18 protein-coding genes and 1 pseudogene are annotated in these 15,014 nt (G+C 67.4%); 15 read left to right on the top strand and 4 right to left on the bottom strand.

Annotated features, from left to right (window positions below; translation table 11 throughout):
* Window positions 1–5 precede the first annotated feature (5 nt).
* From E1H18_RS21265 to E1H18_RS21220, 10 genes and pseudogenes are all read left to right on the top strand, one after another.
* A pseudogene (locus E1H18_RS21265) lies at window positions 6–1,158 on the top strand (phage portal protein).
* Complete coding sequence (locus tag E1H18_RS21260; RefSeq protein ID WP_172272356.1) at window positions 1,155–1,409, top strand: hypothetical protein; 255 nt, start codon at window positions 1,155–1,157, stop codon at window positions 1,407–1,409. Before E1H18_RS21265 ends, E1H18_RS21260 begins: the two are co-directional and overlap by 4 nt.
* Window positions 1,399–1,809, top strand: coding sequence for an HK97 family phage prohead protease (locus tag E1H18_RS21255; RefSeq protein WP_172272353.1), 411 nt, complete (start codon window positions 1,399–1,401; stop codon window positions 1,807–1,809). Before E1H18_RS21260 ends, E1H18_RS21255 begins: the two co-directional genes overlap by 11 nt.
* Window positions 1,810–1,841: 32 nt before the next feature.
* On the top strand, window positions 1,842–3,068 hold the full coding sequence (locus E1H18_RS21250) for a phage major capsid protein (protein ID WP_172272350.1): 1,227 nt from the start codon (window positions 1,842–1,844) through the stop codon (window positions 3,066–3,068).
* 149 nt (window positions 3,069–3,217) lie between these two features.
* On the top strand, window positions 3,218–3,481 hold the full coding sequence (locus tag E1H18_RS21245; RefSeq protein WP_172272347.1) for a head-tail connector protein: 264 nt from the start codon (window positions 3,218–3,220) through the stop codon (window positions 3,479–3,481).
* Window positions 3,478–3,867 carry a DUF3168 domain-containing protein gene (locus E1H18_RS21240; protein WP_172272344.1) on the top strand — a complete coding sequence of 130 codons (390 nt, stop codon included), beginning with the start codon at window positions 3,478–3,480 and terminating at the stop codon, window positions 3,865–3,867. Before E1H18_RS21245 ends, E1H18_RS21240 begins: the two co-directional genes overlap by 4 nt.
* A gap of 15 nt (window positions 3,868–3,882) precedes the next feature.
* Window positions 3,883–4,299 (top strand): phage major tail protein, TP901-1 family, encoded by a 417-nt coding sequence (locus tag E1H18_RS21235; protein ID WP_172272341.1) that lies wholly within the window; start codon window positions 3,883–3,885, stop codon window positions 4,297–4,299.
* The gene (locus E1H18_RS21230; protein WP_172272338.1) at window positions 4,299–4,583 is read left to right on the top strand and encodes a GTA-gp10 family protein; all 285 of its coding nucleotides are present in this window, start codon (window positions 4,299–4,301) and stop codon (window positions 4,581–4,583) included. The genes E1H18_RS21235 and E1H18_RS21230 overlap by 1 nt, the downstream gene beginning before the upstream one ends.
* Window positions 4,580–4,759 carry a phage tail assembly chaperone gene (locus E1H18_RS21225; RefSeq protein ID WP_172272335.1) on the top strand — a complete coding sequence of 60 codons (180 nt, stop codon included), beginning with the start codon at window positions 4,580–4,582 and terminating at the stop codon, window positions 4,757–4,759. Before E1H18_RS21230 ends, E1H18_RS21225 begins: the two co-directional genes overlap by 4 nt.
* Entirely contained in the window at window positions 4,756–5,250 is a 495-nt protein-coding gene (locus E1H18_RS21220; protein WP_172272332.1) for a phage tail tape measure protein, read from the top strand. The genes E1H18_RS21225 and E1H18_RS21220 overlap by 4 nt, the downstream gene beginning before the upstream one ends.
* Before the next feature lie 12 nt (window positions 5,251–5,262).
* On the opposite strand, the gene E1H18_RS21215 is transcribed toward E1H18_RS21220, so the two are convergent.
* Window positions 5,263–5,727, bottom strand: coding sequence for a DUF805 domain-containing protein (locus tag E1H18_RS21215; protein ID WP_172272329.1), 465 nt, complete (start codon window positions 5,725–5,727; stop codon window positions 5,263–5,265).
* Window positions 5,728–5,883: 156 nt separating this feature from the next.
* Here E1H18_RS21215 and E1H18_RS21210 point away from each other — a divergent pair, with 156 nt between their 5' ends.
* The 5 genes from E1H18_RS21210 to E1H18_RS21190 all read left to right on the top strand — a co-directional run bounded on the left by E1H18_RS21210 (window position 5,884) and on the right by E1H18_RS21190 (window position 11,031).
* Window positions 5,884–6,504 carry a DUF2460 domain-containing protein gene (locus E1H18_RS21210; protein WP_172272326.1) on the top strand — a complete coding sequence of 207 codons (621 nt, stop codon included), beginning with the start codon at window positions 5,884–5,886 and terminating at the stop codon, window positions 6,502–6,504.
* Entirely contained in the window at window positions 6,504–7,130 is a 627-nt protein-coding gene (locus E1H18_RS21205; protein WP_172272323.1) for a DUF2163 domain-containing protein, read from the top strand. Before E1H18_RS21210 ends, E1H18_RS21205 begins: the two co-directional genes overlap by 1 nt.
* Before the next feature lie 113 nt (window positions 7,131–7,243).
* On the top strand, window positions 7,244–7,684 hold the full coding sequence (locus E1H18_RS21200) for an NlpC/P60 family protein (protein WP_194248143.1): 441 nt from the start codon (window positions 7,244–7,246) through the stop codon (window positions 7,682–7,684).
* 9 nt (window positions 7,685–7,693) lie between these two features.
* Window positions 7,694–9,088: a glycoside hydrolase TIM-barrel-like domain-containing protein gene (locus tag E1H18_RS21195; RefSeq protein ID WP_370526565.1), complete on the top strand. Its 1,395-nt coding sequence runs from the start codon at window positions 7,694–7,696 to the stop codon at window positions 9,086–9,088.
* A gap of 71 nt (window positions 9,089–9,159) precedes the next feature.
* Entirely contained in the window at window positions 9,160–11,031 is a 1,872-nt protein-coding gene (locus E1H18_RS21190) for a recombinase family protein (RefSeq protein ID WP_172272320.1), read from the top strand.
* Here the strand turns inward: E1H18_RS21190 and E1H18_RS21185 are convergent.
* The 3 genes from E1H18_RS21185 to E1H18_RS21175 all read right to left on the bottom strand — a co-directional run bounded on the left by E1H18_RS21185 (window position 11,024) and on the right by E1H18_RS21175 (window position 15,006).
* Window positions 11,024–11,881: a hypothetical protein gene (locus tag E1H18_RS21185; RefSeq protein WP_172272318.1), complete on the bottom strand. Its 858-nt coding sequence runs from the start codon at window positions 11,879–11,881 to the stop codon at window positions 11,024–11,026. The two genes, E1H18_RS21190 and E1H18_RS21185, sit on opposite strands and share 8 nt — an antisense overlap.
* Window positions 11,882–11,956: 75 nt before the next feature.
* A complete protein-coding gene (locus E1H18_RS21180; protein WP_172272315.1) occupies window positions 11,957–12,847 on the bottom strand; it encodes a DUF5677 domain-containing protein in 891 nt (296 codons plus the stop codon).
* Between the two features lie 971 nt (window positions 12,848–13,818).
* Entirely contained in the window at window positions 13,819–15,006 is a 1,188-nt protein-coding gene (locus tag E1H18_RS21175) for a DNA methyltransferase (protein WP_172272312.1), read from the bottom strand.
* Window positions 15,007–15,014 lie beyond the last annotated feature (8 nt).

The following is a 15,014-nucleotide window of genomic DNA, read 5'->3' as shown; positions in this document are numbered from 1 at the left end:
CAATCATGGGAGGCGTCAATGCCCCTCTTCAAGCCCCGCGCGCCGGAGCGAAAAGACTCGCGCGCCGCGCGCCTCATCGCCCTGACCACCGGCGGTCGGCCGCAGTGGACGCCGCGCGACTACGGCGCCCTGGCGGCCGAAGGGTTCGCCAAGAACCCCGTCGCCTATCGTTGCACGCGGCTGATCGCCGAGGCGGCCGCCTCCACGCCGCTGGCCGTGTTCGTCGACGGTCGGCGGGCCGATGATCACCCGCTCAAACGCCTCCTTGATCGGCCCAATCCCGAGCAGGGCGGACCCGACCTGATGGAGGCGTTTTTCGGCGGCCTGCAGGTCGCCGGCAACGCCTATCTGGAAGCGGCCGGCGACGCCGCGCCCACCGAGCTCTACGCCCTGCGGCCCGACCGGATGACCTTGGTCCCGGGCCCGCGCGGCTGGCCGCTGGCCTATGACTATCAGGCCGCTGGGCGCACGGTGCGGATCGCCCGGGACGCCGATGGCTGGCTGCCGGTGCTGCACCTGAAGCTCTTCAACCCGACCAGCGACCATTACGGCTTCTCGCCCCTCGAGGCGGCGGCGTTCGCGATCGACGTCCACAACGCCTCCAGCGCCTGGAACAAGGCGCTGCTGGACAACTCCGCGCGGCCGTCGGGGGCGCTGGTCTACTCTTCCAAGGACGCCGGCGACCGGCTGACCGACGAACAGTTCGAGCGGCTGAAGACCGAACTGGCCTCCGCCCAGTCCGGGGCCGCCAACGCCGGCCGGCCGCTCTTGCTGGAGGGCGGCCTGGACTGGCGAGCCATGTCGCTGACCCCGGCCGAGATGGACTTCACCGAGGGCAAGCACGCCGCCGCCCGCGAGATCGCCCTGGCGTTCGGCGTGCCGCCGCAGCTGCTGGGCATTCCCGGCGACAACACCTACGCCAACTATCGCGAGGCCAACGCCGCGTTCTGGCGCGGCACGGTCGCGCCCTTGGCCGAGCGGGCGGCGCGCGCCTTGACCGGCTGGCTCGCCGCCAAGTTCCCCGGCGCGCGGATCGCCCCGGACCTGGACGCCGTGCCGGCCCTGTCGGCCGAGCGCGACGCCCTCTGGAGCCGGCTGCAGGCGGCGAGCTTCCTGACCGACGACGAACGCCGGCGCCTGGCGGGGCTGGAGCATTGAGCGCTCCCGCCAACCGCTGGCGTCTGGACCGCCAGGTGTCGGCCGCCGTCCTGGTCGCCGTGGCCCTGCAGGCCGCCGCCGCCCTGCTGTGGGCCGGCAAGGCCTCGGCCCGGATCGACGAGATGCAGCGGCGGCTGGAGGCGCAGGCCCCGGTCGCCGAACGCCTGGCGCGGCTGGAGGCCCAGGCCGAAGCCTCGCGCCAGAGTCTGATCCGTATCGAAGCCCGCCTGGAGCGCCGCGATGGACGATGATCTCAAGATCGAAGGCTACGCGTCGCTGTTCTGGACCCGCGACCTCAATGACGACGTCACGGCCGCCGGCGCCTTCGCCGAGAGCCTGGCCGCCGGCGCGCCGGTCGTGATGCTGCACCAGCACGACGAGGCCGAGCCCGTCGGCGTCTGGGACGAGGTGGTCGAGGACGCCAAGGGCCTGTTCGTCCGTGGCCGGATCCTGCGCTCCACGCCCCGTGGCCGCCTGGTCGCCGCGCTGGTCGAGGCCGGCGCCCTGGACGGCCTCTCCATCGGCTTCCGACAGGTCAAGGCCCGCACCCAGGGCCGCCTGCGCGTGCTGTCCCGCGTCGAGCTGTGGGAGGTGTCGATCGTGACCTTCCCGATGCTTCCCGGCGCGCGGCTGACCCGATCCGCTCTCTAGCGGATTTCTGCTCCCAAAACCCGGAGATTCCCATGAAGGAAACCAAACACGCGGCCTCGCCCGAGGCCCGCGCGGCGCTGGCGGACGTCCTGTCGGCGTTCGAGAGCTTCAAGGCCGCCAACGACCAGCGACTGGCCGCCATCGAGACCAAGCGGGCCGATGTCCTGCTGGAAGAGAAGGTCGGCCGCATCGACGAGGCCGTCGGCCGCGCCCAGGACCGGCTCGATCGTCTGATGAGCGACCTGCGGAGGCCTTCGCTTTCGGGTGATGCGCCGCTGGCGCATGCGGTCGACGAGCGCAAGGCCGCCTTCGATCGCTATGTGAAGACCGGCGAGACGCCCGCCGCCTTGCTTGAGGCCAAGGGGCTGTCGGAAGGCGTGGCCACCGCCGGCGGCTACGTCGCCCCGCCAGAGCTGGAGCGGCTGATCCTGCGTCGCCTGGCGGCCACCAGCCCGATGCGCGAGATCTGTCAGGTGCGCACCATCGGCGCCGGCACGTTCCGCAAGCCGGTGTCGCCGACCGGTCTGGCCGCCGCCTGGGTGGCCGAGACGGCGGTGCGTCCGGAGACCACCGCCCCGACCCTGGACGTCATCGACTTCCCGGCCGGCGAGCTCTACGCCAGTCCGGCCGCCACCCAGGCTCTGCTGGACGACGCCTATGTCAGCATCGACGAGTGGCTGGCCGAGGAGGTGCAGGACGCCTTTGCCGCCCAGGAGACCACGGCCTTCGTGACCGGCGACGGCGTCAACAAGCCCAAGGGCCTGCTGGCCTATACCGCCGCGCCCGACGCGACCTACACGTGGGGCCAACTGGGCTATGTGGCCACCGGCGTGGCGGGCGGTTGGACGGCGACCAATCCGACCGACAAGCTGATCGACCTGATCTACGCGACCAAGACCCAGTACCGCCAGAACGGCCGCTTCGTGCTGAACCGCCGCACGGTCAGCGCGGTGCGCAAGTTCAAGGACGCGCAGGGCAACTACATCTGGAACGCGGCGCTGCAGCCGGGCCAGTCGGCCAGCCTGCTGGGCTTCCCGGTCACCGAGATCGAGGCCATGCCGGACGTGGCGGCCAACGCCCTGGCCGTGGCGTTCGGCGACTTCGAGAAGGGCTATCTGATCGTCGACCGCGCCGGCGTGCGGGTGCTGCGTGACCCGTATTCCGCCAAGCCGCACGTGCTGTTCTACACCACCAAGCGCGTCGGCGGCGGCGTGCAGAACTTCGACGCCGTGAAGCTGCTGAAGTTCGCGGCGAGCTAGTCGTCTGACCCGGTCACTTGCCCCCACCTGACCTGCTTGCGCAGGTCGTCCGCCCCCGGAGGGGACAGACGGCGTCCCCCGTCTTCCCCCTCCGGGGGAGGAGCGCGCAGCGCGGAGGGGGCAAGTGATCCTCATCCAGGAAATCCCCCATGCCCCAATCCCTCACCCTGGCCGAGGCCAGGGCGTTCCTGCGCGTGCCTGACACGTCGGAAGACGCGGTCCTTACACTGCTGATCGACGCCGCCGAGGCGCGTGTCGCCACGGCCGCCGGCGTCGCCCTGACGCCCGCCAGCCCCGCGCCGCTGCGGCTCTCCATCCTGATCCTGGTCGCCCACGCCTACGAACATCGCGCCGAACCGGCGCTGGCCCTCGTGGAACCCTGGCTGGCCCCCTACCGAAAGCCGCGGCTGTGACCGACAAGCCCCTGATCGACGCCCTGGTCGCGCTGCTCAAGGCTGCGCCCGCCGTCACCGCCATCGCCGGCGCGCGGATCCATGCCGCCGCGCCGCGCATGCCGACCTATCCGTGCGTTGTCGTCACCCGGTCGGAAGGCCGCCCCGTCGAGGGGGAGACGATCGAGCACCTGTTGACCCTGACCTGCGCCAGCCGCTTCGGCGGTCCCGAGGAAGCCCGCGCCCTGGTCGCGGCCGTCCGCGCGGCGTTGCACGAGGCCAGGCCCGCGCTGACCGGACGGCGCCTGGTCACCCTGCGCACGCCCTATGCCGATGTCTTCGCCGGCGCCGATCGCGAGACCACGCTGGGGATCGTCCGCGTGCGGGCGGTCACCGAACCCCTCTAGATCCCGGAGAATCCCATGGCCGCCCAAGCCGGCAAGGACCTGCTGCTGAAGATCAGCGACGGGGCCGCGACCCCGACCTTCCACACCGTCGCGGGGCTGCGCGCCCGGACCATCAGCCTGAACGCCAAGACCATCGACGCCACCGACAGCGACAGCACCGGCCGCTGGCGCGAGCTGCTGGCCGGGGCGGGGGTCAAGTCGGTCGCCGTGTCGGGCGCGGGCGTGTTCCGCGACGCCGCGTCCGACGCCCAGGTGCGCACCAGTTTCTTCGACCAGTCGGCCCGCGTGTGGCGGTTGGTGATCCCCGACTTCGGCCAGCTGGAGGGCGCGTTTCTGGTCGCGGCTCTGGAATATGCTGGCGAGCACGATGGCGAGGCGGCGTTCGCGCTCAGCCTGGCCAGCGCCGGCGCCGTGACGTTCACGGCGCTCTGATGCTGACCGCCAACCCCGCGCGCGGCGAGGTCGTGGTGAGCCTGGCTGGAGCGCCGCGGCGTCTTTGCCTGACCCTCGGCGCCCTGGCGCGGATCGAGGGAGCCTTGGGGCTTACGGACTGGGCGCAACTGCCGGACCGGATCGCGACCCTGAGCGCCGGCGAGCTTTCCGCCGTGCTCGCCGCGCTGCTGGACGGCGGCGGCGAGGATCCGGCTATCGCCGCGCGCGCCACGGTCGCCGAAGCCGCCAGCGCCCTGGCCGCCGCCTTGGCCGCCAGCGCATGAGCTGGACGTCGCCGCTGCGGCTGGCGCTGCAGATGGGCGTTCCGCCCGAAGCCTTCTGGCGGCTGTCGCTGGTCGAATGGCGGGCCCTGACCGAAGCGCCGTCGGGACCGGTCCTGACCCGCGCCGACCTGACCGACCTGATCGCCCGCTATCCCGACGAGGAGCCTTGCCCATGAGCCTGGAAACCGACGGCCTCGGCGCCGTTCCCGCCCGCGCCGCCGAGGCCGCCGCGTCGCTGGAGGCCCTGAAGGCCCCCGCCGAGCAGGCCGCGCGGTCGATCGACGACGCCTTCGCCAGGGCCGGAACGTCGTTGGCCCGCTCGCTGGCGCGCGCGGCCTCCGACGGCGAGGTGTCGCTGGCCGAACTGGCGCGCGCCGTGCTGGGCGCGGCCGGCGCCGGGCTCGGGGCGGCGTTGTCGAAGAGCTTCTCGGGCGCGAGGGCCGATGGCGGCCCCGTGCTGCCGGGCGGCGCCTATCTGGTCGGCGAGCGCGGGCCGGAGGTATTCCGGCCGCACGGCGCCGGGAGCATCGAGCCGGCGGGAGCCGCCGGCGGGGTGTCCGTGACCGTCAACGTCCAGGGCGGCGAGGTCGCGAGCCTGGTGCGCTCGGACGCCCAGCTGGCCCAGGCCCTGGCGCGCGCCGTGAGCCTTGGCGCCCGCCGTCTGTAGAATTGGGCGTCTTTAGAGGACCACGGCCGCGGTGTTGATCGGCGCGGCGCCGTACTTGTTGTCGCCGGGCAAGCCGGTGCTGCAGCCGACCCAGAGCGTGAAGGCCAGCCAGACGGCGAAGGCGATGAACATCGACATCAGCAGGCCGCCGATGCTGGCCAGCATGGCCATGCTGGGCTCGCCGCCGTTGAAGGCCGCACCCAGGGCCGAGAGGCCGACCGAAGCGACGGCGCCGAACACCAGGATCGGGCCCAGCACCCACGGCAGCACCTGCCACCAGCCGGTCTGACCCATGTCGTGCAGGCGTTTGGAATGGATGCAGACGCTGGCGTAGATCGTGGCCAGCGAGATGGCCCAGCCGATCAGCGGGAGCCAGCCGGCCACCACGTTGACGCCCAGCAGGACGAGCCAGCCGATCCAGAACGCCTGGCGGCCGATGCGGCCTTCCGGCGACAGGAACAGGGTCTTCCAATCCATCGTGTTCTCCAATCTCGACCCCATACGTAGGGACCGACGACCCGCCGATGAAGTGAAAAGCGGGTCATGACGCAGACTTAATCGCATTCGCCGCGAACAGCTCCGCTTCCGCGTCAAATTTTCTGCAAACCTTTTCGTGAACCCGGAGAGATCGCCATGAGCGAGTTCCACGAGGTGCGCCTGCCCGCGCGCCTGGCGTTCGGCTGCACGGGCGGGATCGAGCGGCGCACCGAGGTCGTGACCCTGGCCTCGGGGTTCGAGCGCCGCACCAGTCCGTGGAGCCAGGGCCGCCGCCGCTGGCTGATCGCCACCGCCGCCCGGCCGCTGGATGAGATCGCCGAGCTGCTGGCCTTCTTCGAGGCGCGGGGCGGGCGGCTGGCGGGGTTTCGGTTCAGGGATCCGGCCGACTTCAAGTCATGCGCGCCCTCGGGCGTGACGACGGCGGGCGATCAGGCGATCGGCGCGGGCGATGGCGCGCGCAAGGCGTTCCAGCTGGTCAAGGCCTACGGGACGGTGTCGCGGACGATCGCCAAGCCGGTCGTCGGCACGGTCAAGGTCTCGGTGGCCGGCGTGGTTCTGGCCGCCAGCGCCTTCACGGTGGAGGCGACGACCGGCGTCGTGACCCTGAACGTCGCGCCAGCCGCGGGCGCGGCGGTCAAGGCCGGCTTCGAGTTCGATGCGCCGGCGCGCTTCGACACCGACCGCCTGGACGTCACCTTGGAGGGCTTCGCCGCCGGCCGGGTCACGGCCTGCGCCCTGGTCGAGGTGCGGGTCTGATGCGCGCCCTGCCCGAGGGGCTGGATGTCGCCCGCCTTTGCTGGGCCTGGATCGTGGTGCGCAGCGACGGCGCGCGACTGGGCTTCACCGACCACGATCGCGATCTGGTGGTCGACGGCGTGACCTGCAGGGCCGGCGGCGGCTGGAGCCCTGGCGCCAGCGACGCCGCGGTCGGCTATGCGCCTGGGCAGGCGGCGGCGCTGGGCGTTCTGGACGACGCTGGCCTCAGCGAGGCGGATCTCGCGGCGGGTCTCTATGATGGGGCGCAGGTGGCCGCGCTGCGGGTGGACTGGAGCGCGCCGCATCGCGTGGTGCGGCTGTGGACCGCCAGCATCGCTTCGGTCGCCTGCGAGGGCGAGGCCTTCAAGGCGACCCTGGCCGGACCGGCGGCGGATCTGGAGCGGATGGCGGGACGCACCTTCACCCGGCTGTGCGACGCGCGGCTGGGCGATGAACGGTGCGGGATCGTGGCGCAGACCGGCGCGGCTTGCGACAAGCGCTGGGCGACGTGCGTCGGGACGTTCGCCAACGGCGTGAACTTCCGCGGCTTCCCAACGGCGCCGGGCGAGGATTTCCTGACCCTGTACCCCGTCGAGGGCGAGCGGAATGATGGGGGGCGGCGGTGAAGGCGGTCAGCGCCCCCTCCGTCACGGCGCGTATCCGCGCCGCGCCACCTCCCCCGTTTCACGAGGGAGGAGAAGGTGCCCCATCCTCCCCCGCGTGCGGGGGAGGTGGATCGCTGCGGATACGCAGCGAGACGGAGGGGGCGCTCGTGGTTGCCGAAACCCGCCGTTGGCTGGGCACGCCCTATCGCCACCAGGCCTCGACCCTCCAGGCCGGCTGCGACTGCCTGGGGCTCGTCCGCGGCGTCTGGCGTGCGCTCAACGGCGCCGAGCCTGAGGCCCCGCCGCCGTATCGCCCCGACTGGGCTGAGACCGGCGGGCGGGAACTCTTGCTGGAGGCGTTCGGTCGCTGGCTGCTGCCTGTTGCGCCAAGCACCGCCGGCCCCGGCGACGTCCTGGTCTTCCGCATGGCCCCCGGCGCGGTCGCCAAGCACTGCGCGATCCAGTCGGGTCCCGACCGGATAATCCACGCCTATTGGGGCCGGGCCTGCGTCGAGAGCGCCCTGGGCCGCTGGTGGCGCGAGCGCCTGGTCGCCGTCTTTCGTTTCCCCGCATAGGAGGCCGCCATGGCCCAGATGATCCTGTCCAGCGTCGGCGCGGCGATCGGCGGACCGCTCGGGGCGGTGGCCGGCGCCACGCTGGGGGCGATGGCAGACCAGGCGCTGGTCAGCGCCCTGAGCCCGGCTCGCCAGATCGGGCCGCGCATCCCCGAACTGCGCCTGACTGGGGCGGCGGAGGGGGCGGCGATCCCTTGCGTCTTCGGTCGCGCGCGCGTCGGCGGCCAGGTGATCTGGGCGGCGCGGTTTCGCGAGAAGCGGGTCGAGGGTCGCGTCGGCGGCTCCAAGGGCCAGAAGACGACTGCCTACGCCTACAGCCTGTCATTCGCCGTCGCCGTGGCCGAAGGGCCGATCGACGGCGTCGGCCGGATCTGGGCCGACGGGAAGGTCATGGACATGACCGGCGTGACTATGCGCCTGCATCGCGGGACCGAGGATCAGCTGCCGGACCCTCTCATCGTCGCCGTTCAGGGCGACGCTCCGGCCTATCGCGGCGTGGCCTATGTGGTGTTCGAGGATCTGCCGCTCGAGCCCTATGGCAATCGCCCGCCGCAGCTGTCGTTCGAGGTCTTCCGCCGGCCGCGCGTTCCAGGGACCGTCGGGCTGGAGGAGCGGCTGAAGGGCGTCTGCCTGATCCCTGGCGCGGGCGAGTTCGTCTACGCCACGCAGGCGGTGCTGCGCCGTGAAGGCCTGACCCGCACGGCGTCCGAGAGCATCCACAATGGCGAAGGGCGGCCGGACCTGGTGGTGGCGCTGGATCAACTGCAGGCCCAACTGCCCGCCGTCGAGGAGGTGACCCTGGTCGTCAGCTGGTTCGGGACCGACCTGCGCTGCGGCCAGTGCCAGATCAAGCCGGGCGTCGAGCACCTGGCCAAGGAGACGCTGCCGTTCTCCTGGAGCGTAGCCGGCGTCGATCGCGCCGGCGCGCATGTGGTCTCGCTAAAGGATGGCGCCCCGGCCTATGGCGGCACGCCGGCCGACGCGGTGGTCTTGCAGGCCATCGCCGAGCTGAAGCGGCGCGGGCTGCGCGTGGTGCTGTATCCGTTCATCCTGATGGACACGCCGACCTATCCCTGGCGTGGCCGGATCACCTGCGCGGCGGGGGCGGACGGCACAGCCGCGGCGGCGACCCAGGTCAACGCCTTCTTCGACGGCGAATGGGGCCTGCGCCGCATGGTGCTGCACCAGGCCGCGCTGGCCGCCCAGGCCGGCGGCGTCGACGGCTTCGTCATCGGCTCGGAGCTGCGCGGCGTCACCACGGTGCGCGGCGCGGGCGGGGCCTATCCGGCGGTGACCAAGCTGAAGGCCCTGGCGGCCGAGGTGCGGGCGGTGGTCGGTCCGGCGACCCGGCTGGGCTACGCTGCCGACTGGAGCAAGTATTTCGCTGTTAGCTACTGCGACTAACGCCGTAGCACTGGTCCGAATAGGTGGATGTTAAGCATCGACAGCTAAGGCATGTAGTGAGGGTTCTAACTATGCCGAAAGCCTACCTATACGCGAGGTTCAGCACGCCTCAACAAGAGCACGGCGCGTCGCTGGAGAGGCAACGCGAACTGTGCGAGAACATGTGCACGCGCCACGGCTGGACAGTAGCCGAAATCGTGGAAGACAAGGGTAAGTCGGCGTGGAAGGGCGACCACCTTCGATCCGGCAAGCTGGGGAAGTTCGCGGCCCGCGTCCGCAACGGAGAGATCGAGCCGGGCTCGATTCTCGTTGTCGAACAACTCGACCGCCTGTCGCGCCTTGACCCTCGGAGCGCGCAACGGTGGATGGAAGACCTCTGCGAGATCGGGCTGAAGATCGCCACGGTTGATGGCGACAAGGTCTACGACGAGCACGCCCTACGCGGCCCCGACGCTATTACCAATATCCTGATGATCCTGATCAAGGCTCAGGTCGCGCACGAGCACTCGCAACGCAAGTCGCGCCTGAACAGCGACAACTGGCAACGTCGATTCGAGCGCGCCAAAGAGGGCAAGATTATCTCCCGCCGCACTCCGGCGTGGATGACTGTCACCGACGAGGGCAAATGGAAGATCGACGATCTGAAGGCTGACATCGTCCGCGACATTTACCGCTGGAGCGCTGAGGGGCAGGGCAATCGCATGATCGCCGCCTACCTCAACGATCAGGCGGTCCCGAGCTTCGGTGGGCGTGGTGTGAAGTGGACCGACAAGTATATTGGCCTGCTGCTTCACAACCCGGCGGTCGAAGGTGATTACATCCCCGGCGCCAGCAACAAGACCGGCACGGGCGAGCGCATCGTCGGGTATTTCGACCGTATCGTTGACCCGTCGCTTGTTGCTGCGGCCCGGGCCGCATCCGATGGTCGGCGCGGCACGGGCGGGCGTTATCGTCGCCTGTCCACCAACTTGTTCGCCCAATCGATCTACTGCGGTTGCTGCGGTGGGCCGATGACGCTCCGCCCCCGCCAGTCGAGCAAGCTTTCGCCGACCAGCGTCCTGCGGAAGGGTCTGTTCCAGTGCCGGAATGCCATGCAGCGCCGTGGTTGCACACAGCGGCAGATGTTCGCTTACGCCCCGTTCGAGAAATCGGCGTTGAAAGAGGTGCTGCACCTCGCGCTGGATGATCGATACTTCACCAAGGGCAGTGAGACCATCGGTCTGGTGATCGAGCTTGCCCAAATCGAGAAGGATTTGAAGGATGCCGTCGAGCAGCAGGCGTCCGCGATCAACCTGTCGATTAAGAACCCGCACATTCCGGGCTATCAAGTCCGCGTCGATGAACTGGAACGGGAGATCGGCAAGCTGAAGGCTGCGGTCGAGGACGCCCAAAAGCGCCTGAATCGAGCACGAGGTGCGGTCGATCCGGCCGAGCATCAGCGGCGCGTTTTCGAGGTCCGCGACCTGTTGGATGTGGACGACGAGGAGACCCGGACACAGGCGCGAATGAAGGTCGCCGAGGCGTTGAGGGCGATGCCGGTGAAGGTGACCTGTCACGTTGCCGGTGGCGAGCGGCTGTACAGGATGGTTGTCGCTCGTGGCGCTGCGGTGTTCTGGATCGGCAATCGTGGCGAGGTCACCAAGTCCCTCGACATCGTTCGGATGGTCGGCGCCAACGAGTTCGGCGATCTGAGCGAGGGTGATGATCCCTCGGGCCTGCGCGCCATTCACAAGATTGCGCGTGCGCTCGCCGCACCCAACACGCCGACACCGACGCATAGGGAAAAGGCCCGGTTGTTCTACGAGCGCTATGTTGAGGAAGAAAAGCGGCGGATGGATGAGCAGGACGCCGCCGAGATGGAAGAGGCCTATGGCCCAGACTGGCGTGAAGGCCGCAAGATCGCGTCTCGGTTCGCGGGCATCCCGATTGGGGCCATCAGTTAGTTGCGGGGTTCTCTGTTACGCCAACTTCTGGATCGCGCTGATCGATACTGGGTAGGCGTGCTTCCCAGAGACGGCGCTGAACGTCGGCCTCGAATTCCGCAATCTTTGGGGACCATTCGACGGTGAAGGCGTCTCGGGCCTCGCGCTGGTTAGCGCCCGGTATCCGGCCCAGCTCGCGCTCAAACGCCGCCTCGGAGTTCGCCGCGCCGATCAGGCTGGAGAATTCTTTGAACCGATCACGCAACGGCTTCTGAACGAAGATGCCGAACGACAGAAGGTAGTTGTTGAACTTGGAGTGGGCCTTTCTTGCGGCCTGAAGTTCGAGGAATTCCACCCCCTTTACGAACTCGTCCTGTCGTTCTCTGCCGACGAGTGTACGCAGCCTGTCCTTATCGATCTCCGAGAACTGGTAGGTGTCGAGGAAGCGCGAGTACACGTCGGGCTCCAGATTCTCGACAATGGGGCGGCCTGCGACGTTGCGCGGCGATATCTTGCCTGTGGCGCCACCGGCTACGTGGAGAAGGTGCCATGCTCGGGGCAGCACCTTGAACTCCTGCTCGTGGAGCTTGGTGGTCCGATCCAATGACACCAGTACGTCGAACCGGAAGTGCTCGATCTTGTCGGTCTGGGTCGCCTTGAAGACCTCATTCTTCAGGGCCTCTTCGGCCTTGAACTTCTCGATGTCACTCGTCAGTCCATGCTCGAACTTTTTTAGGTCCTTCTGAAGGGCGTTCTCGATAGCCTTCTCGCCCGCAAACTTGAGGTAGCTGTAAGCCGCAACCCATGCCGCCAGTCCACTGAACACCGGGATGCCCAGCCATTTCGCAAACGCGATCAAGTCAACTTCCACGGCGATGTCCCTACCTCGTCGGCCAAACACGTCGTTCCAGTGATCGCGGCCACGCTCAAGCTGCGACGCCGCAGTTCAACGGGCAAGTTTGCTATTCAGCTCTTCCAACTCGGCACCGATGTCCGACGCATCGACAAAGTCGATGTTCGTGATCTCGGCGTAAGCCACGCCGACGTAAAACATGAATTTGGAAGCGCGGGCGAGCGTCTGTTTGATGCCGCCATCCTCGTTGGGGCCAATCAGAAAATTGCTCCACGACTTACCGTCAGGCGCGATGTTCAAGTGCTTGTGCATAGACGATAAAGACGGGTGTGCCGCCTCATCGGATAGATGCTTGTAGTGTAGATATTGCGTATTGAGTGGCCCCTTGTCTGCGAATGTCTTCACGCCAGTGTCCGGAAGTCTGCGGCCTGTCGGGTCCAAAGCAAGGCGGATGGCACGCTCGGCAAGTTGCTTGTCGATCCGCGCGTTGAGTTCGGCCAGTTTGGCTTCGATGGCGGTTCGCTGTATCGGGTCCACGTTGTCCATTTCGAGGATGAACTTGTAGAGCCCACGCCGCGACTTCGCGGCGTCGAACCAGATCAGGTCCAAGGCCTCCGGCGTGTCGGCAGTCATCGCTGCCAACTGGAAGCAGGCTTCCAGCAGGCTGCGAGCAAGGATGCCCGCTTCGGCGTTCATCCCGCGCTCAGCCATCAAGACCATGCCCTGATAATTCCCAAGGCAACGCCACATCAACATTGTGGCTACCGTTTCGGGGCTCTGCGACCCACCGCGCTTGGCGCCGGTGATCTGCTCTGAACCGTCGATAGCGATGATCTGGAGGCGGTCGTTCAGTTTGTCGGCAAAGGCGAACCAATCCGCGTTAGCTGCACGGATCGTGGGCACGTGGCCTTGGATTTCTTTTGCCAAAAAGCCGTGCTTGGAGAAGGCTTCTTTGTAGTCGGTCATCGTGTGGAGGTAGGTCATGGCATGCGGCAATTCTACCGAAAATTGCGTGGTGTCGTCATGCTCCCGGTGACGCGGATATGGACGGGAATTTCCGTCGCTGGCTAAATACCAATGTGGACCGCCCAGCGGCCCTGCTCAATCAGCGACCGTGTCTCTCGGGGGATCGCCATCGGCGGTCATGAAGCGGACCCCACCGCAAAACTGGAAAAGGCTGGGCGTAAACTCGTGACCGGCACAGGAATGGCGTAGGGAGCGCCACCGGAACGGGATCGGTCCCGGTCGTCCGTAAGGCCCGAAGGGGCCACGTGTGGGTTGGTATCCACGCCAGATTATAGAAGTCGTGGTCCACCCGAACCGATGGGAGCCAAGGCGACTGCCGTGCGGTCTGTAGAGCCCGGCAGTGCAGTTGTCACCGTGGCCGGTGGCAACGAACCGTTTCGACCCAGTTCAAGCAGCAACGTCCCACACGATGGGGCGGCCAGATGTATCGTTCACCGGGAGTGCAAGGCGGGCCGATGAAAATGCGAAAGCGACATCGCAGTCCAAGTCCCCAAAGCTCCAACCTTCAGGTGGAACGAAGTCGGTGCTGTGGGGTCGGGAAGTCGAGGTAATTGCGAGGTCTCGGGAAACCACTCGCGGTGTAACAACCAAACGCCTCCTACAGAAGCTGACTCGTCCGAGAAAGTTACAATCCCCCTGTTCCTCACCCCCCTCTGCCTGAACCGCTTCTCAGGCAGAGGGGGGTGAGGAACAGGGGGGATAAAAGCTAATCTGAGCGCAAGAGAAGCCAACAACATCGCTTGCACACCATATTTGATTGGATTGATTGAAAACCGACCGAAGGCGAGAAGCGAAGGCGACAGCCGAAGCGGTCGCTGAGGTCCGCGTGAGCGAAGCTCGCGCGCTAAAACGTTTCCTCGGTATGCCCCTAAGGGAGCATTTGGATGGTTAAGTTCAAAACCGGCAGGCGGACCTCATTACCTCTACTTCTAAGGCTTGAGGCATTGGGCCAGCCGCATTGATGCTGCCTGAAAATACTCAGCATCAAGCTCAATGCCGATGAACTGCCTGCCTTCCAGAACGGCCGCGACGCCGGTAGTGCCGGACCCCATGCAAACATCCATCACCGTGTCGCCGGGGTGGCTGTATGTTCGGACCAAATAGCGCATGAGATCGATAGGCTTTTGGGTCGGGTGGATCGGCGCGGCTTCAGAGGCAAACCGCAGTATCGACGTCGGATAGCCGGTATGTGTCTGGACTGTGGACGCGCCCAGCTTCCTGCCGATGAACGTGCCGTGGGTATAGCCGTTGGCTCTGTGTTTTGGCGTCGGAAGCGGTTCCAGATTTTGCGGATGGTAGGTCATCTGCCGCTCGCTGCGGTGCCTGCCGACAACGACGCCGGGCGAAAACACACAGACGTCCTCGTGCTTTTTTAGCGGCATATGCTTCGCATGCAAAAAGCCGGTTGGCCGGGTTTTCTCCCAGACCAAACTATATTTGAACCAAGCCAAATTGCTGGTGATCAGGTGCGACGTGAATGGCTGGCTGGCCGTCATTATCACGGTGCCATTAGGCGTCAGCAGCCTTCGAAACTGGTCCCACAACGGTTCGAGCGGGATAGGCTGATCCCAATCCAACTCGGTCGAGCCATAGGGCAGATCGGTGATAATCGTATTCACCGACCTGTCGGGAAGGAGCGGCAATATGTCGAGGCAATCGCCCTCGTAGAGCTGCATACCGAGGCCGAGCGCGGATCGAGGCGTCAGTTCCGGTGCCAACCCGAGCGACGTCATCGCGCCGGTCAGGCTCCTGATAGAGCCTTGGCCGTGTTCGATCTGGACAACGGTCGGTTTACTCACGCCCACGAGCGCGGCGAGTGCGGACTGGGTCAGTCCGGCGGCCTTCCGGGCGGCCGCGATCCAAGCCCCGAGCGCCATTTCAGGGGGCTGGCCGACGAAGCGTCCGTTTAGAATGCCTGTCGCGCGCAGGAGCGGAGCGACAGTTCCTCCGCCTGCCTCCAGTTGTCGGACGGTGGCGATGTCCATGGCGGCGGACGTCGCCAGTTGAAGCTGGGTGAGGCGGCGGTGGCGTCGAAGCGCTCGCAGGCTCGCCCCAAGGCCCTCGGCCCCGACGGGGGTGGCAGTTTCGTTGACTTTTTGGGCGGCGTCGAACGGCATGTCGAGCC

The organism is Caulobacter sp. RHG1, assembly GCF_013181195.1.
Taxonomy (GTDB): domain Bacteria; phylum Pseudomonadota; class Alphaproteobacteria; order Caulobacterales; family Caulobacteraceae; genus Caulobacter.
This window is presented reverse-complemented; position numbering and strand designations above follow the sequence as displayed.